The 19,796-nt window shown below is 44.1% G+C and carries 16 protein-coding genes and 1 tRNA gene; 8 read left to right on the forward strand and 9 right to left on the reverse strand.

Going from position 1 to position 19,796, the window contains the following annotated elements:
• The first annotated feature begins 173 nt into the window (after positions 1 to 173).
• Entirely contained in the window at positions 174 to 2,186 is a 2,013-nt protein-coding gene (locus tag R7P80_RS08350) for an NADPH-dependent 2,4-dienoyl-CoA reductase (RefSeq protein WP_005380708.1), read from the forward strand.
• A 60-nt stretch (positions 2,187 to 2,246) separates the two neighbouring features.
• On the opposite strand, the gene R7P80_RS08355 is transcribed toward R7P80_RS08350, so the two are convergent.
• Positions 2,247 to 3,563, reverse strand: a complete 1,317-nt coding sequence (locus tag R7P80_RS08355; protein WP_064368683.1) for an MFS transporter — start codon at positions 3,561 to 3,563, stop codon at positions 2,247 to 2,249.
• 173 nt (positions 3,564 to 3,736) lie between these two features.
• Between R7P80_RS08355 and R7P80_RS08360 the strand changes: the two genes are divergently transcribed.
• Both R7P80_RS08360 and R7P80_RS08365 read left to right on the forward strand, forming a co-directional pair.
• Positions 3,737 to 4,285 carry an NAD(P)H nitroreductase gene (locus tag R7P80_RS08360; protein ID WP_005380711.1) on the forward strand — a complete coding sequence of 183 codons (549 nt, stop codon included), beginning with the start codon at positions 3,737 to 3,739 and terminating at the stop codon, positions 4,283 to 4,285.
• 103 nt (positions 4,286 to 4,388) lie between these two features.
• Positions 4,389 to 6,356 (forward strand): DNA topoisomerase III, encoded by a 1,968-nt coding sequence (locus R7P80_RS08365; RefSeq protein ID WP_225491489.1) that lies wholly within the window; start codon positions 4,389 to 4,391, stop codon positions 6,354 to 6,356.
• 44 nt (positions 6,357 to 6,400) lie between these two features.
• On the opposite strand, the gene R7P80_RS08370 is transcribed toward R7P80_RS08365, so the two are convergent.
• Both R7P80_RS08370 and R7P80_RS08375 read right to left on the reverse strand, forming a co-directional pair.
• The gene (locus tag R7P80_RS08370) at positions 6,401 to 6,607 is read right to left on the reverse strand and encodes a hypothetical protein (RefSeq protein ID WP_005380717.1); all 207 of its coding nucleotides are present in this window, start codon (positions 6,605 to 6,607) and stop codon (positions 6,401 to 6,403) included.
• A gap of 183 nt (positions 6,608 to 6,790) precedes the next feature.
• A complete protein-coding gene (locus R7P80_RS08375; RefSeq protein ID WP_054575561.1) occupies positions 6,791 to 7,480 on the reverse strand; it encodes an SDR family oxidoreductase in 690 nt (229 codons plus the stop codon).
• Between the two features lie 271 nt (positions 7,481 to 7,751).
• On the opposite strand from R7P80_RS08375, the gene R7P80_RS08380 reads away from it, so the two are divergent.
• Positions 7,752 to 8,675 (forward strand): histone deacetylase, encoded by a 924-nt coding sequence (locus tag R7P80_RS08380; RefSeq protein ID WP_064368681.1) that lies wholly within the window; start codon positions 7,752 to 7,754, stop codon positions 8,673 to 8,675.
• A 194-nt stretch (positions 8,676 to 8,869) separates the two neighbouring features.
• On the opposite strand, the gene R7P80_RS08385 is transcribed toward R7P80_RS08380, so the two are convergent.
• The 3 genes from R7P80_RS08385 to R7P80_RS08395 form a co-directional block, all read right to left on the reverse strand.
• Positions 8,870 to 8,960: transfer RNA gene (locus tag R7P80_RS08385), tRNA-Ser, on the reverse strand.
• A 156-nt stretch (positions 8,961 to 9,116) separates the two neighbouring features.
• Entirely contained in the window at positions 9,117 to 10,925 is a 1,809-nt protein-coding gene (locus tag R7P80_RS08390) for a DUF3413 domain-containing protein (protein WP_005380721.1), read from the reverse strand.
• Positions 10,926 to 10,947: 22 nt separating this feature from the next.
• Complete coding sequence (locus tag R7P80_RS08395) at positions 10,948 to 11,175, reverse strand: YejL family protein (RefSeq protein WP_005380722.1); 228 nt, start codon at positions 11,173 to 11,175, stop codon at positions 10,948 to 10,950.
• An 85-nt stretch (positions 11,176 to 11,260) separates the two neighbouring features.
• Here R7P80_RS08395 and yejK point away from each other — a divergent pair, with 85 nt between their 5' ends.
• The 3 genes from yejK (at position 11,261) to R7P80_RS08410 (ending at position 14,938) form a co-directional block, all read left to right on the forward strand.
• Positions 11,261 to 12,259 (forward strand): nucleoid-associated protein YejK, encoded by a 999-nt coding sequence (gene yejK, locus R7P80_RS08400; protein ID WP_005380723.1) that lies wholly within the window; start codon positions 11,261 to 11,263, stop codon positions 12,257 to 12,259.
• Between the two features lie 82 nt (positions 12,260 to 12,341).
• On the forward strand, positions 12,342 to 13,670 hold the full coding sequence (locus R7P80_RS08405; RefSeq protein WP_225491488.1) for an Hpt domain-containing protein: 1,329 nt from the start codon (positions 12,342 to 12,344) through the stop codon (positions 13,668 to 13,670).
• Between the two features lie 104 nt (positions 13,671 to 13,774).
• Complete coding sequence (locus R7P80_RS08410) at positions 13,775 to 14,938, forward strand: chemotaxis protein (protein ID WP_182039060.1); 1,164 nt, start codon at positions 13,775 to 13,777, stop codon at positions 14,936 to 14,938.
• Positions 14,939 to 15,028: 90 nt separating this feature from the next.
• Here R7P80_RS08410 and nhaC read toward each other — a convergent pair whose 3' ends face one another.
• The gene (gene nhaC / locus R7P80_RS08415) at positions 15,029 to 16,462 is read right to left on the reverse strand and encodes a Na+/H+ antiporter NhaC (RefSeq protein ID WP_005380726.1); all 1,434 of its coding nucleotides are present in this window, start codon (positions 16,460 to 16,462) and stop codon (positions 15,029 to 15,031) included.
• A gap of 431 nt (positions 16,463 to 16,893) precedes the next feature.
• Between nhaC and asd the strand changes: the two genes are divergently transcribed.
• Complete coding sequence (asd, locus tag R7P80_RS08420) at positions 16,894 to 18,009, forward strand: aspartate-semialdehyde dehydrogenase (protein ID WP_005380727.1); 1,116 nt, start codon at positions 16,894 to 16,896, stop codon at positions 18,007 to 18,009.
• A gap of 57 nt (positions 18,010 to 18,066) precedes the next feature.
• On the opposite strand, the gene R7P80_RS08425 is transcribed toward asd, so the two are convergent.
• Both R7P80_RS08425 and R7P80_RS08430 read right to left on the reverse strand, forming a co-directional pair.
• Entirely contained in the window at positions 18,067 to 18,930 is an 864-nt protein-coding gene (locus R7P80_RS08425; RefSeq protein WP_005380728.1) for an ion transporter, read from the reverse strand.
• Positions 18,931 to 18,965: 35 nt separating this feature from the next.
• Positions 18,966 to 19,604, reverse strand: a complete 639-nt coding sequence (locus R7P80_RS08430; protein ID WP_005380729.1) for a YchE family NAAT transporter — start codon at positions 19,602 to 19,604, stop codon at positions 18,966 to 18,968.
• Positions 19,605 to 19,796: the final 192 nt, after the last annotated feature.

Consider the following 19,796-nt stretch of genomic DNA (forward strand, 5'->3'; position numbering starts at 1 on the left):
TATCTCTAAGATCTCAAAAGATAACATTTTTTTAGCTTATCACGACCACTCAACAATTGGCATATTTTCACACGAGATTGATCGGTGTTACAAAAATGTAAACGCTTGTTTGATTTTTTGGTTGAGCAGGCTTAATCTGGTCAGACCATGATAATAACAATGGATGTTAAGTGATGTCTGCCATGTACCCAAACCTATTAAAGCCACTGGATCTCGGTTTCACACAATTACGAAACCGAGTTCTGATGGGATCAATGCACACGGGCTTAGAAGAGCACAAAGAAGGATTACAGAAGCTCGCTGCTTTTTATGAAGAACGCGCGAAAGGCGGTGTCGGACTGATTGTAACCGGAGGTTTTTCTCCTAACTTACGCGGTCGTTTACACCCGTTGAGTGCTGAATTCAGCAAGCCAAAACATGCTAAAGCCCATAAAGTTGTGACAGAAGCGGTGCACAAGCACGGTGGTAAAATTGCGTTGCAAATTCTCCATGCTGGGCGTTATGCAATGCACCCATTCTCGCAAAGTGCATCTGGCATTAAAGCGCCAATTGCAAAGTTTGCTCCGAGTGAAATGAGCGACCGCCAGATAAAGAAAACCATCGACGCGTTTGCTAATAGTGCGGAGTTAGCACAGCTTGCTGGTTATGATGGCGTCGAGTTAATGGGCTCGGAAGGTTACTTGATAAACCAATTCTTATGTAAACGTACTAATATGCGTTACGACGAATGGGGTGGCAGCTATAAAAAACGTATGCGTTTTCCGCTAGAAATTGTTAAAGCGGTACGCAAGGCGGTAGGTGACAAGTTCATCATCATCTTCCGTCTTTCTATGCTGGATCTTGTCGAGCAGGGCAGCACTTTTGAAGACGTTATCGAATTGGCGAAAGCACTTGAAGAGGCTGGCGTCACGATTATTAATACGGGTATCGGTTGGCATGAGGCTCGAATTCCGACCATTGCGACTCAAGTACCACGCGGTGCGTTTACGTGGGTTACGGAAAAAGTTAAACCTCACGTTTCGGTTCCTATTATCACTTGCAACCGTATAAATACGCCAGATGAAGCAGAACGCATTTTATCTTCAGGTCATGCCGACATGGTTTCGATGGCGCGCCCTTTCTTGGCCGATCCTTACTTTGTTGCTAAAGCCGAACAGGAAAAAGCGCAGCTTATTAATACGTGTATTGGTTGTAATCAGGCGTGTCTAGATAACGTGTTTAAAGGTAAGCGCGCCAGTTGCTTAGTGAACCCTTTAGCGTGCTATGAAACCGAAATTGTTGTTGAACCAGCCTTTAAGAAGAAAAACATTGCAGTTGTTGGTGCAGGCCCTGCGGGCTTGGCTTGTGCGACCACACTGGCTGAACGTGGCCATAAGGTTGATTTGTTCGAAAAGAACGACCGCATCGGTGGTCAGTTCCGTCTTGCGATGCAGATCCCTGGTAAGGAAGAGTTTCGAGAGACGATACGATATTTCGCTAACCGTATTGATGAAACAGGCGTGAATCTGCACTTATCGACGGAAGCGAACTATGACTTACTCACAGAATACGATGAGATAGTGATGGCATCGGGTGTTGAGCCACGTAAAGTCAATATTGATGGAATTGATAACCCAGAGAAAGTCGTCGACTATCAAACTCTCATTCGAGACAAAACGCCAGTCGGTGAGAAAGTGGCTATCGTTGGTGCTGGTGGCATTGGCGTAGATGTCGCGACCATGCTCACAGAGCCAGTTGGACAAACGTTGGATGACTGGTTGCATGAATGGGGAATCGACAAGGAGATGTCTCAGCCGGGTGGTTTATATCCTTACCCTGATGCGGTCAGCGATAAAGAAGTCTGGGTACTTCAGCGTCGTAAAGGTCGTGTAGGTAAAGGTCCGGGTAAAACGACAGGTTGGATCCATAAACGTACCCTTGAAAAACGGGGCGTACATTTAGTCGGTGGCGTGTCTTACGATAAAATTGATGATCAAGGTTTGCACATTCATGTAGATGGAAGCGCGCAGGTACTTAATGCAGACAAAGTTATCATTTGTGCTGGGCAAGAGTCTGTACGTCCGTTTGAAGATAAATGGTCTGAACTTGGAGAGAAGATTCATATCATTGGCGGAGCTGACCATGCGGGTGAACTTGATGCTGTGCGTGCGATTCGTCAAGGTGTTAAATTGGCGGTAAAACTCTAGCTTTTTAATGTGTGTTTACCATGAAAGCTGCGCTTTGAGCGCAGCTTTTTTTGTATAGAACTAGTCACTGATATCTGGCAGTTGTTTGGCCATTACTACGCCAGCAAGAGTAATAAAAGAGAACACTAACACCACTGCTGAAAGGCTCAAAAAGTTCGACATAACACCAAGAGAACTCATTAGAAGCAGCATTATTCCAACCACCGTGTTACTCACGGCTACATAGCTTGTCCGCTTGTCACCTTCTGCGATATCAACTAAGTAGGTTTTTCGTCCGACTCGTATTCCGTCGTGGGCAATACACACACAAAAGTAGAGCAGAGGAATCACGAATAGGAAGCTTTGGCTAGCGGTGACCCACGTATCGTAAACAAATAAAACAACGCCAAGTAGCGCGCTCATCGTTGCGCCGATGACCATCACACTGCGGCTAGAGCGATCGGACATTCTTCCCCAGAAAGGACCTGACACAAAGGAGGCCAAGCCACTCGCAAACATAAAGAGAGCTAGCACCCAGAGTTGTCCACCGAGAGATTGCTGTGCCAGCACAACGTAGTACGGTGCACTCAGCGCAGAACATAAAAATAGTGTCCGCGTGATAACGAATCGACGAAAGGTCACGTCTGTTTTAAGTAACGCGAGTTGTTTAAATGCCTCAAGGACGCCATTTCGACCACCGTCTACCTCACCTGCATACTCATTAATTTGTGCATAAACTAATGCCGCAATAAGCCATATGGCGCCCGCTAAGCCTAAACTCAGACTGTAAAAGTGCTCCGTCGGCTCTACGTCCCATAGCCAGGCTAGTGCCAGAAGGCTAGCGAAAAGCAACGTAACAAGGCCAGCAGCGCTTGAAGACCAGCCGTTGACTTGACCTCGTTGGTTTTTAGGGATGGTTTTGCCCAATACATCTTTTGATGCGACGGAATTTAAACCGCGTGAGAGGCTGAAGATCACAAGACATGCAATTACACCATAACCCGCAGCAGCTCCTGTCAGAGTTAATGCGACCACTCCGATTGCAAATATGGAAAGAGCCTGCAAGATGCTGCCAATTACCCAGACCCATTTTCTTACTGGGATGCGTCGGATGTAGTGCGCGATGCTAAGTTGTGGGATAAGGGATCCTGACTCACGAATAGGAACCAGCCAACCAATTAAGTAAACCGGTGCCCCAATACTTTGTAGTATCCACGGCAACGTGACTTTAGGGTTGATTAACGCATCGCCGACCTTCGTTAAAAACTGAGCGAGAATGATTTTAAGAAAGTTGCCGGGAACTTGATGACAAGCTGATTCAGGAATCGCCTTACAGGCACGGGCATCTTCGTCATTAACGATCTTTTCGTAAATGCTGTTTTGTTTGTCCTTGTTCATCAACCTGCCTATGTTCAACTTATTCATTTCGCGAATAAATTAACATTAAACCCAGATTGATGTTAAGTGAAGCACGTTATCAAGCCCACAGAAAACCGGTTGTTATTCGCAGGAGCAGATTGTGCTAAAGTGGCGTAAACAAAATAACAACGATATTCAATAAGGATTCTTTCATGGACGCTCTCGATCTTTTGCTCAATCGCCGATCTATCGCGAAGTTATCCGCGCCTGCACCAGAAGGTAAAGCACTTGAGAACATCATTCGTGCCGGCCTTCGTGCGCCTGACCATGCGGGATTAACCCCTTGGCGTTTCGTTATCGCACAGGGCGATGGTTTGAAAAAACTGTCAGATATCTTGGTAAAAGCGGCAGAAGCTGAAAATAGTGATGAAGCGGTGGTCGAAAAGGTAAAGAATGCCCCATTTCGCGCACCAATGGTGATCACGGTGATTGCTAAAGTAACAGAACATGAGAAAGTACCAGCACTAGAGCAACACTTATCTGCGGGATGCGCTGTACAAGCGATGCAAATGGCAGCCGTAGCACAAGGCTTTCAAGGATTTTGGCGCTCAGGTAAGTGGATGTTCCATCCAGAAGTTCATCAAGCATTTGGTTTAGAAGGTGACGATGAGATTGTTGGTTTCTTGTACTTAGGCACGCCTGGTTGTACACCGATGAAAGTTCCTGAGCGTGACCTTTCTCAGTTTGTTGAATTTCTATAACTGAAAACTTAAATAAATTGACTGTTTATTTATACAGTTTTTCTTGATTTATTAGGGCTACATTCGATAATGTGGCCCTAATTATATTTATTTCCAAAACGTTATGTCTCGTCTGTTTATTGCTGAAAAACCAAGTTTAGGCCGTGCGATTGCCGCTGCACTGCCAAACCCTCAAAAGAAAGATCAAGGATTCATCCGCTGTGGGAACGGGGATATCGTTACTTGGTGTATCGGCCACTTACTCGAACAAGTCGAACCCGACGCTTACGATGAGCGTTATAAAAAGTGGAATATGGCAGATTTACCAATTGTTCCGCAGCAATGGCAGCTCAGACCGAGGAAAAGTGCAAGTAAGCAATTAACAGTGATTCGTAAATTGCTCAAAGAAGCTAACGAAGTCATTCATGCAGGAGACCCAGATCGAGAGGGTCAGCTGTTAGTTGATGAAGTTCTCGACTATTGCAAGTTATCTAAAACCAAGAAGGAATCTACACAGCGTTTGTTGATTTCCGACTTAAACTTACCTGCGGTTAAACGTGCTCTCAGTTCTATGCGCAGTAATCGCGAGTTTATCCCACTTTCAGTTTCAGCATTGGCCCGCTCTCGGGCTGATTGGCTGTATGGTATGAACATGTCTCGTGCTTATACCTTGCTTGGTCAAAAAGCAGGGTATCAAGGTGTTCTCTCGGTAGGGCGAGTACAAACGCCAGTTCTTGGCTTAGTGGTGCGTCGTGATGAAGAAATCGAAAACTTTGTCCCGAAGGACTATTTTACCCTACATGCTCTGATCCCATATCAAGATGCCAATGGTACTTTTGATATTCGTGCTCGTTGGAAGCCAAGTGAGGCATGCAAGCCTTGGCAGGACGAAGAAGGTCGAGTATTAAACCGTAAGTTGGTGGAAAATGTTGCAAACCGTATTGCAAATCAACCCGCAAAAGTGACAGAGTCGGAACAAAAGCAAACCAAGCAATCAGCACCATTACCCTATTCGTTATCTGCTTTACAGATCGATGCCGCGAAGCGCTATGGTATGAGTGCGCAACAAGTACTAGATACTTGTCAGGCATTGTATGAAAAGCACAAGCTGATCACTTACCCGCGTTCAGATTGTCGCTATTTACCAATGGAACACTACTCACAAGCAGGGATGGTGACAACTGCTATTGCGAATAACGCAAAAGAGTTGCAAGTTGCCGTTCAGGGAGCAGACTTAACATTAAAGTCCAAAGCCTGGAACGATAAAAAAGTGGATGCGCACCATGCGATTATCCCTACACCGAAGCAAGCTAATGTGAATGCGCTTTCCGGCAATGAGATGAGAGTGTATCAATTGATTGCGCGCCAGTACCTCATGCAGTTCTATCCGGCGGCGGTTTACGCAGAAGCGAAATTGGTTTTCGATATCGCTGGTGGTACGTTTGTCGCGAAAGGTCGTCAGTTAGTTTCGCCGGGTTGGAAAGCGCTAATGGGCAAAACTGACAAGGAAGATGAAGGTATTGATGCCGTGCCACCGCTACCCGAAGGCACCGTGTTAACTTGTCGTGAAGGGGAGATAAAAGACCGAAAAACCGAGCCACCAAAGCATTTTACCGAGGCATCGTTGTTGCAAGCGATGACCGGGATCGCCCGTTACGTTGCGGATAAAGAACTGAAAAAAATCCTTCGTGACACTGATGGGCTAGGCACGGAAGCGACTCGCGCTGGTATTTTGGACACGCTGTTCAAACGCCAACTGCTTACGCGTCAAGGTAAGTCAATTCTCAGTTCTCCTGCGGGAAGAGGTCTCATTCATGCCTTGCCAGAAGATTCAACATACCCTGATATGACGGCTCATTGGGAGCACCAGTTACAAGGTATGGCAGAGAGAAATCAAGCATATCAGCCGTTCATGCAAGCACTGGAACAACGCGTTGATAGCTTGATGGCACAAGTAAAAGCAGGGCCTATCCCTGATTCATTACGTCATCTACCCAAGGTGGAACGTCCTGCGTTTAAACGTAAAAAGCGCAGTTATTCAAAGAATGGTGGCGCGACTAAATCTCGTGCAACCAAAGGTAAGCAGGCATAGGACAAGCGCGGCGTAATTAAACTCCGCGCATGCTTGAAAATAGATTACTCGAACAGATCACCGTGGTTTTGGATCGCGCCTCTTACTTCACCTTGAGTTAACACGCGTTTGTCCAGTACCTCTTTCACCTGGTTGCCCAAGTCAACTAATGTATCTCGATTCGCTTGAGTTTGGCGTTTACCAGCACTTCTCAAGCAGTAATTTAGTTCGTGCTCTTCGCTAAAATTAACCAAATCCCTATCTGCTGCCATCGTGCTTTCTCCTTATTTGTTCTACTTTTTCCTAAGTCTGGATTGGATGTAGATAAATTCAAGTTAGATTGCGCGAATTATGCTGGTGGATCACTGATGAACATTATGTTTGCCAACCAAGTCACGATTATGAAGCCTGGCTTTGATGGTATTTGGTTTAGTGATGGTTGTGTCTTAATGCTGCTACCAAGGTAACTCAGTACCATCGTAGTTAATAAATCGACCAGAAAGCTGCGGTGTGCTCAGTTCTATCACGTTCGCTAGGCCTAGCGCGGAGGTTTGCGTATCTATCAAAGCATTTGGCCCGCCCATCGCCGTTTTTACCCAACCAGGGTGAAGCGCTAAAACGGTAAATCCTTCAGGTGTTAAATCATTACTCAAGCTTTTCACAACCGAGTTAAGCGCCGCTTTCGATGAGCGATAAATATAGCCGCCGCCGGACGTATTTTCGGTCATACTGCCGACTTTTGATGAGATACAAGCAATCTTTTTCATCTTGCCTTGTTGTAAGCGAGGGTAACAGTACTCAACCAGTTTTAACGGAGCAATGGTGTTTACTTCGAAGACTTTACGCCATGCTTCTACGTCAGTGTTTCCAAAGCCATATCCCTTGGGGCCGTAATATCCTGCATTATTGATGAGTAAGTCGATGGCAGGGAGTTTATCGGCAAGCTTAGCGACTTGTTCGTAGTGAGTGACATCCAGTTCGTGCAAAACCAGATTGCTGAATTGTGAGGCTAGAGTTTGTAGTTCTGAACTGTTCTCTAAGGAACGGCTAGTAGCATGTACTTGGTGGCCTTGCTTCAGGTACAGCTCAGTTAAGCTAAGGCCAATGCCGCGATTTGCTCCGGTAATAAAGACGGTTTGACTCATACAAACACCTATGTTTTTTTGATTTCAGTTGAAAGTCATTGTGTTAGCTAAGCACAATAAAATCAACCAACCACCACGCACCAACAACGAGAGATGAAAATAGGGACAGAGCACAAAGAGAGCCAAACAGTGCGCCGAGAATAGCAAAGAAAGTAGAATTCATATGTATATTAAATTTAATTGATATTGAAAATCATTATCAATTAAATTGCATTTTATTCAACCCTTGAAGTTGATACTATTTCGTTACCATTGTTATTAAGAATTTCTCATGCTGCCATTTATCTACCACCCGATTTATTCTCAACTTGAGTTGCCAGAGGGGCATCGTTACCCAATTATGAAATACCAGTACCTCTATGAATCGGTATTGGTGCACATAGAGAAAGATAACTGGAAAGAGCACGCGCAGTTTTTCCAGCCCGAAGCATTAACTGTTGGGGAAGTAAAACGTGTTCATGACGAGGAATACGTCGAGTTACTTGTTAGTGGAAACATGCCAGCTGCGAAGATGCGCCGAATAGGTTTTCCTTGGAGTGAGTCTCTCATTACCAGAACGCTAACTTCAGCAGCGGGCACGGCTCTGACCGCAAAAAAGGCACTTGAGTACGGTGTGGCCATTCATTTGAGTGGTGGGTATCACCACGCACACAAAGAGTTTGGCAGTGGTTTTTGTTTATTTAATGACTTAGTGATCGCGGCCAGGCAAGCGCTCGAAGTCGAGCATGTCGATAAAGTATTGATCATTGATAGTGATGTTCACCATGGGGATGGAACAGCAACTTTATGTGACGATGAGCCAGATATCATCACGCTTTCTTTCCACTGTGATAAAAACTTTCCAGCGAGGAAGCCTCAGTCTGACCTAGATGTGCCTTTGGTGCGAGGAACAGGTGATGAGGATTTTTTAATGGCGTTTAAAGAAGTGGTCGATATGGCACTTAATCTTCATCGCCCTGATTTAGTTATCTACGATGCTGGTGTCGATATACATCAGGACGATGAGCTTGGATATTTTGATGTGTCGACGCAAGGGATTTTAGAACGTGATAGATTTTTAATGCAAACAATGAAATCTCGAGGTATCCCTGTCGCAGCTGTCGTTGGAGGTGGATATCGAACGAATCATGCTGACCTCGTCCCAATTCATTTGCAGCTTATCAATGCCGCTAAAGAAGTCTTTATTGATGAGTAGATACAACTAGACGTAAATATCAAATTGATTCAACACTGGAACGAACGAAAAGGGCATTAATTTTTTGTGGGTTCTTTCTGAGTGTGGCGGAGTGCTTAGTTGCGTTCAAGAAGTGATAAGCGATTTGTACAAATCTTTTTAAGTCTGGAGATGCGAAAAAGCCCGCTAATTTCTTAGCGGGCTTTTTCTAAAAGTGGCGGAGAGATAGGGATTTGAACCCTAGATACGCTATTAACGTATGCCGGTTTTCAAGACCGGTGCTTTCAACCACTCAGCCATCTCTCCGTTGTTAAGGCGCATAATATAAGGCTTTGAAAATATTGTAAACCCCTAGTTGAACTGATTGGATGTTTATACTGCGCAAATTTGTGGTTTGTGTTGTTTAAATAAACAAAAACTCCCCAAAAAGGGGAGTTTGAATAGTATATGGATTGCTAGGTATTAATCGTTTTTAGAATAAAAACGCTGTAACTCAGTTAAACCTTGCATCAAAACTGGCAACTTCGGTGCATCATCTCGAAGTCGTTTGTAGTTTTTGTCATACAGCTTGTAGTTGCCAAACTTATCGATCACTGTGGTTTGCGAGCTAGTAATTAAGGCAAGCTCGCGAGTATCGCCCGCCAAGATCCAGCGACGACGACTTTCATCGAATAGGTTGCGACCACTACTGTAATCATATGGGTTGGAAGATACGCCGAGCATATCTTGCAACAGTGTAACTGAGAGGTCCAAGTGACTTGTGCTGTGATTAAATTCGCCAGCCAGCATTCCAGGCCAATGGATCACCATCGGAACTTGTAATTGATAACGGCTGTAGTTGCTGTTTGCTCCCCAGCTGTTCGTATTGGTTTCGTTAAATTCACTACCGTGATTAGAAGTGATGATTACGATGGTGTTTGTCAGTTGTCCCGTCGTTTCCAGTTCATCAATAATACCGGCGATAGTTCTATCCGCCGACTTCACTGCATATTCATAAGCTTTTTTGAATCGCTCACTTGCAGGCATTTCTTCGTCATTATTTGAAGGAATCGATTCAAAATTATCAACGGTGGTGACTTCGATGTAACTAAACCATGGCTGACTTGCTTTCTCTGCTAACCATGTATTCCAGTTTGCGATAGATTGTTTATCGGTATGAGCTTGCGTGCCATCTAGGTCTTCCGCTAAGTTCAAGTCGCGGAAAATAATTTCTGAGTAGAGATCATCTTCAAACCCACTGCCACTGAATAAACCAAAGTTGTAGCCCTGATCTTTCAGTACATCGAGCAATACTGGGGAAGCACCTTGCGCCTTGATGCTTGATGCATAACTGGTCGGTAAGCCATAGAACAAACCAAAGGCCCCGTATGTATCATTACTTGAGCTGTAATGATTACGGAAGTTCTGATTGTTTTCAGCAAACTCATAGAGGTTAGGCATCTCTTCTTGGTTCAGCGCATCCGCTCGTAAATTGTTTATGCTGATCATCAACACATTGAGCTTATTAACTCGGCGGTTAAACTCAAGCTTTTCAAGAGGGTAGTTGACTAACTCTACGTTGCCTTCGTTTTCTGCCAAACGTTTTAGGTATTCCTCACGGTCAAGTAGACCATGTTTTTCCATAAAACTCTTCGCCGTCATCGGGTAAGACAAAGGGAAGTTTGAACGCTGGCTAGTAATTGGGTTGTAAAAATACGCATCTGCCCAAATGTAAACCAAATGGCTGGTCATAAAGCTGAGGAAAAAGACGGCCGCGAGAGGGCGTCCTACGTGCTTATGAGATAGTTTGCGCTGTTTTCGCCATACCCATTCGGATAGTGCGAGTTGAATAAGGAAGATCAGCGGCATCACAACAAATAAATGTTGTAGGTCAGTGCTGAGCGCACTTTTGTCTTCGCTGAATAGTAACTCCCAGACAACGGGAGTTAAGTGCAAATTGATCGACTGATACGCTTGGGTATCAATTAATAATATGGTTTGCCCAACGGTTGCGAAAATCACTGCCACCAAACGGAACAATTTCCGCGATGGCAGGATAAACGTCAACGGGAATAGAACAAGCAAGTAAAGTGCGAAAACTAGAAAGCCAAAGTGACCAACCCAAGAAACCGCCAGATAAAACTGACCAAGTAACGTCTCGGGCCAAGGAGACTGAACAATGTAGCGTGTGCCTATCAACATCGAAGCAACGATATTGAAGAATGCAAACCAGTGACCCCAACCAACTAGTCGAGATACACGTTCGCCGTATGAGTTTCCGCTGTCTACCATGTATGTGTTCTATTGTCCGTGATTAGTGTGTTTTTGGTGTTTCTAAAGAAGACATCAGCGCCTGAGCAAATTTTTCAGCAATCGCTTTGCGTTGTGAAGCAGCAACACGTTGATTTAAGACATTGGTTGCGATATTTCCGGCAATCATTAGCGTCAACTCAGGAGAAGCAGCGTGTTTTTCAAGAACTGTTGCTACTTCAGCAAGAATTTTTTCTACTTGCTCGTCAGTATATTTAGATGTAATCGGCATAAAGACTCTAATAATGATAGTAAAAGCGGCTTATGATAACCTACAATGCCCATCAACTAAAACCTTGTAGCAAGATAAAATCACTATGAGTCTTCATCTTTCAAACGTTATTCTGCATCAACTGTGCAAAAACGATCAGGACGAGCTGGTTGTAAACTTTCGTCCAGCATCATTAGAGAACGATGCATCTACAGAAAACTTAGTCGCTGAGCTTCACCGAGTATTCCATTCTAAAGCTGGTAAAGGTTTTGGCGCTTTCCAGTCAGACAGCGAATTTCAATTTTGGCTTCAAGAAATGCGCAAAGGAGAGCGAGATTTTTACGACTTCTCACAAATTAGTGCAAATCGCTTGAAAGAAGAGTTGATTAAGTACCCATTTGCGGATGAAGGTATCTTGGTTTTCGCTGAGTATCAGAGTTTAGCAACGGACTACTTGTTCATCGGTATCTTACCAATGAATCAGAGTTTAAAAGTGACCGAAGGTTTGGACATCAGTGCGACAGATTACCTTGATATCACCAAAATGGATATTGCCGCACGCATCGACCTGTCGAGCTACGAGACCGACAAGGAATCCAATCGTTATCTGCAATACATTAAAGGACGCGTTGGCCGTAAAGTGGCGGACTTCTTCCTAGATTTTCTGCAAGCGGATATTGGCTTAGATACTAAACAACAAAACTTAGTGTTGATGCAGGCGGTGGATGATTTTTGTGCTGACTCGAAGCTAGAAAAGCAAGAAGTGAACGAGTACAAGAAACAAGTTTACGACTACTGCAATGAGCAAATTAAATCCGGTGATGAGGTTCAAATCTCAGAGCTTTCCGGAGAGCTTCCTCAAAGCCAAGATGGCACGAGCTTTATGGATTTCACCAAAGAGCAAGGGTACGAGCTTGAAGAGTCTTTCCCAGGTGATCGTGCGACGGTTCGCAAACTGACTAAATTTGTTGGAGCTGGTGGTGGTTTGAATATTAGCTTCGATAGTCTCTTACTTGGCGAGCGTATTTTTTATGATCCAGAGACGGATACCTTAACGATTAAAGGGACGCCTCCAAATCTAAAAGATCAGTTAAGTCGCAATTAAAATCATATCGTTAAATAAAGAGAGCAAACGGCTCTCTTTTTTTATGTGAATAAGAAACATCCATAGTATATGCTTGTAATTAATGGAGATATGCGAGGGGCAAGTGTTGCTGAAGCTAAAAGAAGGAATACGGCGGTTTGTTTGGTTCTGGTTCGTTTTGTGGTGTGTTTTAGCACTTGGCATTTGGCTGCAAGCCAAACAAACGATTCAAACGATTTCGACTGTAAATGAGTTAGGAAGTAAAGTTGAAGAAGTCAGGCACTTTTTTAACTTCGATCTGCCTTACCGTGTTAAACACGTCGACCAAATTTCACTGAAACTTCAGTTGGCTTATGCAGTTCGCTTACAGCTTGAAAGTGAGTTTTCTGAAGGGAAAATCACACCAGATATCACTCAATTGCTTTATACGACCGACCGATTTTTAGAAAGTGCTCGAGCTTTTGTGAGAAGTGACAGTGAATTGGTTTCGTTAGCAGAACAGTTACGAAGCAGCCGTGCTCGAACAGAAAACTCTGAGCAAATTCAGGCAATGTACTATCGCTTAGGTGCGCTTGTTTTTGAGTCTGTCTTTAGTGACTCTGCAACGAATAGCGATACTTACCGTGACTTAGACCGACTTTTTATTGAATCAGAGACGCTCTCTCCCGAAGAGCGAAGTGCTCTTCATCGCCAGCTTGCTCAAACCTCAAGCGCACTATCTGCTCAGGCACAGGGCAGTTATTTATCCAATCAACTGCTTAATCCAGATTTCCCGAACCAGTTAACTTCGATAAATGATCAGTTGGAACAGAAGCTAATGACTTTTATTGTTTGGTTGTCTGTAATCAGTGGTTTGCTCCTTTTCCTCATTTCATGGGGAGCCTTCTCCCCAAAAACGACTCAACCGATACCACTACCCAGAACCGATGATAAAAAGTCAGAGCAAGTTGGCGATGATGAAAATGGAGCTAACGCTGTTCCCTCAGCTCAGTCTGAAAATTTTCAAAACGTCCAAATGAACGAAGAAAGTTGTAATGAGGTGAATTCATCACAAGTGGAAGTAGTGGAACGTGAGCCGTACATAGATATCAATAAAATGTTAGATTCTCTGTCTGGTGACGAGGGCGCTGTGCGGATGTTACTGGAGGTCTTTATTCAGGATCACTCTGGCGATGGCACTAAAATGTATCAGCTGTTAGAAGAGGATAAAGAGCAAGCGCAAAGAGCCGCACACAGTCTTAAAGGGGTCTCAGGGAGTTTAGGTGCAATGCCATTGCACTGTATTTCGGGTGATATTGAACTGTTGATTAAACAAGGGCAAAAAGTGCCGGAAGAGAAGTTGGCATGTTTAGATGATGTCCTAAAACAAACCATACTTTTTGCTAATAATGTTCTCAATAGTGAAAAGATAACAGAAGCGCTAACAGATTGATATTGCTCTGACTTAATGTCATAAGAGTTGAGGTAATAAAGGCTCGAACTATATGACTTAGTTCGCTTTATTCCCGTTCTATACAATTTGTTAAAGGTGTTTTCATGTCCGTTCGCCGAATGTCTTCAATGATGTTGATAGGGCTGGTTATGATGCTTTCAGGGTGCTCCCTGCTCGAAGTCAAGATCGAGAGTCAAACCGTCCCTCTTACCAAACAAGAGCTCAATATGCGTCTTTTGACTCGTGAGTATGCGCAGCAGTTTTTTGCTCAGGTTGAGCAAGCAGCAGATGCACTACACGAACAATATGAGCCTCATGATAAAGTTCATCAATCTTATATTTTACTTTGGAAGATAAATGCTGAAGAAGGCATCCAAGCTTCTGCGTATCAAGTGTCCCCAATGGCTGCACTGATTGATACATGGACTTTCACGCTACAAATGGAACAGTTCTTTACTACCGCTTCTGGTAATGAGCTCTTTGCGTCTGATGAGGCCAAGTTAGTTTCCGTTTATTTAGCGAAAGAGGTAGATAAACTGGCTCAATCTTTATTGAAGAAAGAAGCATACATCAAGACACAAACGTTTGTTGCAGAGTTCGCCAAGCAGCATCCATTCGCTGATTTAAGCATGATTAGGACTCCGGCTTACCGTAAGTGGTTAGATGCAAACCAAATTAGCGAAGAGGAAGCCGTTACAACGTTAGGCACGATGCCAGAAGCACTTGGGGATGTCTCTGATCGTCTAAGTCTGGTATCAGAACAGACACCAAAAATAATGACGTGGAAAGCGCAGTTGTTGGCCTTGAATAGCTCTGCCAGCATCGAAAAAGTCAATGCGGCGCTCAATAGTTTGCAAGTTACCGCTGATTCGATGAGGGATTTTATCGATAACAACCCAGAGTACATGCGTTATTTGGCAGAACAAATGGCGCTGGAGTTACAACCTTTGGTTGACGATATCGATCAAAGGACGGAGGCGCGTTTATCTCAGTTGGGTGAAGAACGCCAAGCTATAGAGCTGATGGTTGCCAGAGAGCGCCAAGAAATCGCACAGATCATTACCCATGAGCGCGAGAAGTTTGCTCAAGATATGGATCGAGTGTCGCAAGAGGTTGTGAATCTCGCCATGACTAAGCTGATTGAACTTGTCAAAAGTACCATCATCTACTTTATTCTGTTCATTGCCGTTATATTCTTTGCACCGCTTGGATTGGGCTATTGGTTTGGGAAGCGTGCAGCCGTGAAAACGCCAGTCAAACAAAGCTAACGATTTGTTTTGGAAATAAAAAAAGAGCGCTTTAAAGCGCTCTTTTTTAGTATTGAATTCGGAAGGGAGGTTCTTCCTATCTCTGCGAAGTTAAGCGGTTTGCTGCTTTAATTCGCCTTCAGCTTCTTCAACTGCTTCTGCTGTTGGTTCGCACTTATCAACAAACCAACCCATGTAAGAAGTGAAGATCGTTACGATGATACATACAAAACTCAGCCACATGAACGGGGCATAAGACAGTGTAGCAACACCCAAAATACTGGCCATGTAGATACCGTTGTCACTCCAAGGGACCATACCTGAGGTTAGCGTGCCGCCAAATTCTGCGTTACGAGACAAATTCTTACGTTTGTAGCCTAGACGGTCATAGTTCTTCGCACAGATTTTTGGGGTCAGAATAAGTGAAACGTACATCGCTGAACCAAATACGTTGCCCATAAAGGCCGTACCAATTGTGCTTGTTGCCAATGAACCTGCACTTTGAACGCGTTTTTCAAACAGCTTCGCGATAGTCTCTAGCACGCCTACTTTATCTAGTAGACCGCCAAAACCAAGGCCGAATACGATAACCGCTACCGACCCAAGCATTGAAGACATGCCGCCACGGTTAAGGATTGAGTCAATGAAATCTACGCCAGATGAGATTGCAAACGGAGCCCAAGCCGTGTTGAACGCGGTTAGGAAATCGACATCTTGGATCATCACTGCCCAAATAATACCTAGCAGAGAACCAAAACTGATCACTGGGAATGAAGGCATACGCATCGCTAGAAGTGACAATACGATGATCACAGGAACAAATGAGTAAGGGGTGATGTAGAACTGCTGTTCCATCGCTTTAATGACAGAGTCTACCTGGCTCATGTCAACTTGACCTGCGTAGTGGAAGCCAAATGCAGTAAACATAATGCCTGTAATAATGTAGCTAATGAGTGCTATCGGCAACATGCCTTTAATATGTTCCATCACTTCAACGTTAGACATAGATGAAGCAAGGATTACTGAATCCGATAGAGGCGACATTTTGTCACCAAAGTAACAGCCTGACAGTACGGCACCTGCAGTGATTGGCGCAGGAACACCAAGACCTTGACCGATACCCATCATTGCAATACCTGCCGTGCCAGCCGCACCCCAAGATGTGCCAGTCGCTAGCGCAGTCAATGAACAGATGATCATGGTCGCGAGCAAAAAGATGGAAGGGTGGATTGCTTTAAGGCCGTAGTAAATAATGGTTGGAACAATACCACCAGAGATCCAAGTACCTACAAGCGCGCCAACGGCCAAAAGGATTAAAACGGCTCCAAGTCCATTGGAAATGCCATTTAGTGCTGCTTTTTCCAGATCTTTATACTGATGGCCAAGCTTTATGCCCAATATCATGACAATGAACCAACCTATGTATAGCGCTAGCTGAATCGGTAGGTCTAGCTTGGCTGTGAACGAAAATGCCAGCAGGAGAAATAAACCGAGCGAGATAAATACCTGTATCAAGCTTGGTAGGCGTGGTGTAACTTGCTTCATATGTGCCTCTGTCAATCTTGGAGCAATAGAGGAAGGCGCTCCTTGTTGTAATCGCGCATAACATACATTAACAAAAATTATATTTCGAACATTTGGTGTTTTATCTTGATGTTCGTCGGTAAAAACGTTTGCTTGTGAAATTAACTGTTAGTTTGTTTTAACTTTTTTGGTTTTAAATGTTGTGTAATGTGAAATTATTGTGCTTCATGTGTTATTTTCTCATTGAGTGGTAAGACCAATTAGGGGACTAAAGTGCTTTCCCTACTTGAAAAATGGTTAAAACCGCAAACCAAACACTAAAAAATCTCGTGTAACCCGGTTTTTCAGAGGAAAAGGTTAAAAAACGCGCTTATTTACAAAATAGGGGTTGAGATTTTGCTGTGAAAAATTAACTATGGGGTAGGTTTTTTAATACATGGAGAGTTAATACGATGAGAGTTGGTTTAGTTGGTTGGCGCGGTATGGTTGGTTCAGTCCTTATGCAGCGTATGGTTGAAGAGAAAGACTTCGACCTAATCGAACCAGTATTCTACAGTACTTCTCAAGTTGGTATTCCTGCTCCTAACTTAGGAAAAGACGCAGGCTTACTGCAAGACGCGTATGATATTGAAAGCTTAAAACAGCTTGATGCGGTAATCACCTGTCAAGGTGGTAGCTACACAGAAAAAGTTTTCCCTGCACTTCGTCAGGCTGGTTGGAAAGGCTACTGGATTGATGCGGCCTCTACGCTACGTATGGCTGAAGATTCGATCATCACACTTGATCCAGTGAACTTAAAGCAAATCCAACAAGGCATCCACGGTGGCACGAACACATTTGTCGGTGGTAACTGTACGGTTAGTTTAATGCTAATGGGGCTAGGTGGTCTATTTGAGAAAGGCCTTGTTGAGTGGACAAGCGCAATGACTTACCAAGCCGCATCTGGTGCTGGTGCGCAAAATATGCGTGAATTGATCTCGCAAATGGGCGTTATCAATGACTCTGTTAGCTCTGAACTTGCAAACCCATCAAGCTCTATCCTAGATATCGATAAGAAAGTCGCGGATACAATGCGCAGCGGCTCTTTCCCTACCGATAAATTCGGTGTGCCACTAGCTGGTTCGTTGATCCCATGGATCGATGTGAAGCGCGATAATGGTCAGAGTAAAGAAGAGTGGAAAGCGGGCGCCGAGGCGAATAAAATTTTGGGTTCTCAAAGTTCACCTGTTCCAATTGACGGTACTTGTGTGCGTATTGGCGCGATGCGTTGTCACTCTCAAGCACTTACTATCAAGCTTAAACAAAATGTACCAATGGACGAAATCGAAGAAATCATCGCCACTCATAACGATTGGGTGAAAGTGATTCCTAACGACCGTGACATCACTGCTCAAGAGCTAACGCCGGCAAAAGTTACGGGCACAATGTCTGTACCAGTGGGTCGTCTACGTAAGATGGCAATGGGTGATGATTTCCTAAATGCTTTCACTGTTGGTGACCAACTGCTTTGGGGTGCTGCGGAGCCATTGCGTCGTACTCTGCGAATTATTCTGTCTGAGAAAGCATAATCACATCAATCCTTTATTTGATGACAAAATAAAAGAGCTCCTTAGGGAGCTCTTTTTTCATGCGTCGTCTTCCGTTCGAACGACTCTTTTGTCTGGATCGGCCAGTTCACTACCACAATGTTTACAGTAAATTGCGTCAGAGTCGTGCCCTGCGTGGGAGCAGTTTGGGCATTTCACCAATACTTTGTGCGATTGCATCTCTTGGTGCAGTTCGGCAGTGAAAATACCTGTAGGTACCGCCAAAATGGAATAACCCAGTAACATGGTGAGTGATGCAAGCCCTTTACCTAGGTCTGTTTGAGGGACCAAGTCACCATACCCAACCGTTGTGATGGTCACGATCGCCCAATAAATACTTTTAGGAATGCTAGTAAATCCGTTTTCAGGCCCTTCAATGATAAAAATCAATGAGCCGAAAATCGTTACCATAATGGCGACGGAGCTAAAGAAGATAAAAATCTTTCTGCGCGCCATAAGCAGTGAACGTAAGAGGATATTGGACTCTTGGAGGTATCGGACTAACTTGAGTATGCGGAATATTCGCATCACTCGCAGCGCCCTGATCACACCCATAAACGAAGCGGATGGGAAGAAGAGTGCTAAATAAGTGGGCAAAATCGCAAGTAAATCGACGACACCATAAAAACTCTTTGCGTAGGCGGCAGGTTTAGGAGAGCAATAAAGCCTTAGAAGGTATTCAATCGTGAATAGGCCAGTAAATGTGTATTCAATAAACTTCAGCTCTTTTTCCCACTCGGCCCGAACGGAGGGTATCGAATCTAACACCAGTACGATTAACGAACTGATGATCGCGATAATGAGAGCAATATCGAACGTTTTACCAGCTTTGGTATGAGTACCAAAAATGGTGACATATAGAGTATGTTTAAGAGAGTCAGTCGTCATGACAAAGCGATCCATTGTTGAATCGCTCTATCATACAATTTTATAGAAACTCAGGCTAATCCTGGAAATAAGTTGCGTAAGCCATTCGCAATGAACTCTATGCCAAGCGCGCCCAATATCAAACCCATGATACGAGTAATGACGTTGATTCCAGTTTGACCTAAAAATCGTACGATCAATGGGGCAGAGCGGAACAATAGCCATGAACAAAGGCAGAACAAACCAATCGTAATACTAATGCCCACGGTATCGAACATGCTTGGGTAGCGTGCACCATAAACAATAGTCGAACTGATTGCACCAGGACCTGCCATTAAAGGCATTGCAAGAGGGACCACACCAATCTGTTCACGACTGACGTATTCCGTTTTCTCTTGTTTGTTCTGCTTATCTTCCCCCAGTTTACCGCTCATCATCGAGAATGCGATGCTAAGTAATAGCAACCCGCCAGCGACACGAAACGAATCCAGAGAAATACTGAACATGTCTAACAGTAACTGACCAGCAAAAAGCGAAATGATCAGGATGATCGCAACAGCCACATTTGCTGTTGTTGCCGTATTGCGCTTTTCGTCTGGAGTCATATGCCCGGTTAGTGACACAAACACAGGCATGATACCAACAGGGTTTACTGCGGCGACCAAACCGAGAAAAAACTGCAAGAAGATAGCAAGTTCAAAAGTTTGCATGTTGCGTACTCATCAAAGTTCACATTAGTGAAAAGGAGAAGGGGTAATTTGGGCGTAATGTAAGGCAAAAGTTAGGTTGTAAGAAATGAAAAAAACTAACGCATTCCCTGCCATTTAAGTGAGAAAAACTAATTCTTTAATAAACTGTATCTAATCTGGGAAGGAAATGTTACGTATAAAGTTGCTGATAAA

Source organism: Vibrio sp. 2092 (genome assembly GCF_033339635.1).
Lineage (GTDB): Bacteria > Pseudomonadota > Gammaproteobacteria > Enterobacterales > Vibrionaceae > Vibrio > Vibrio alginolyticus.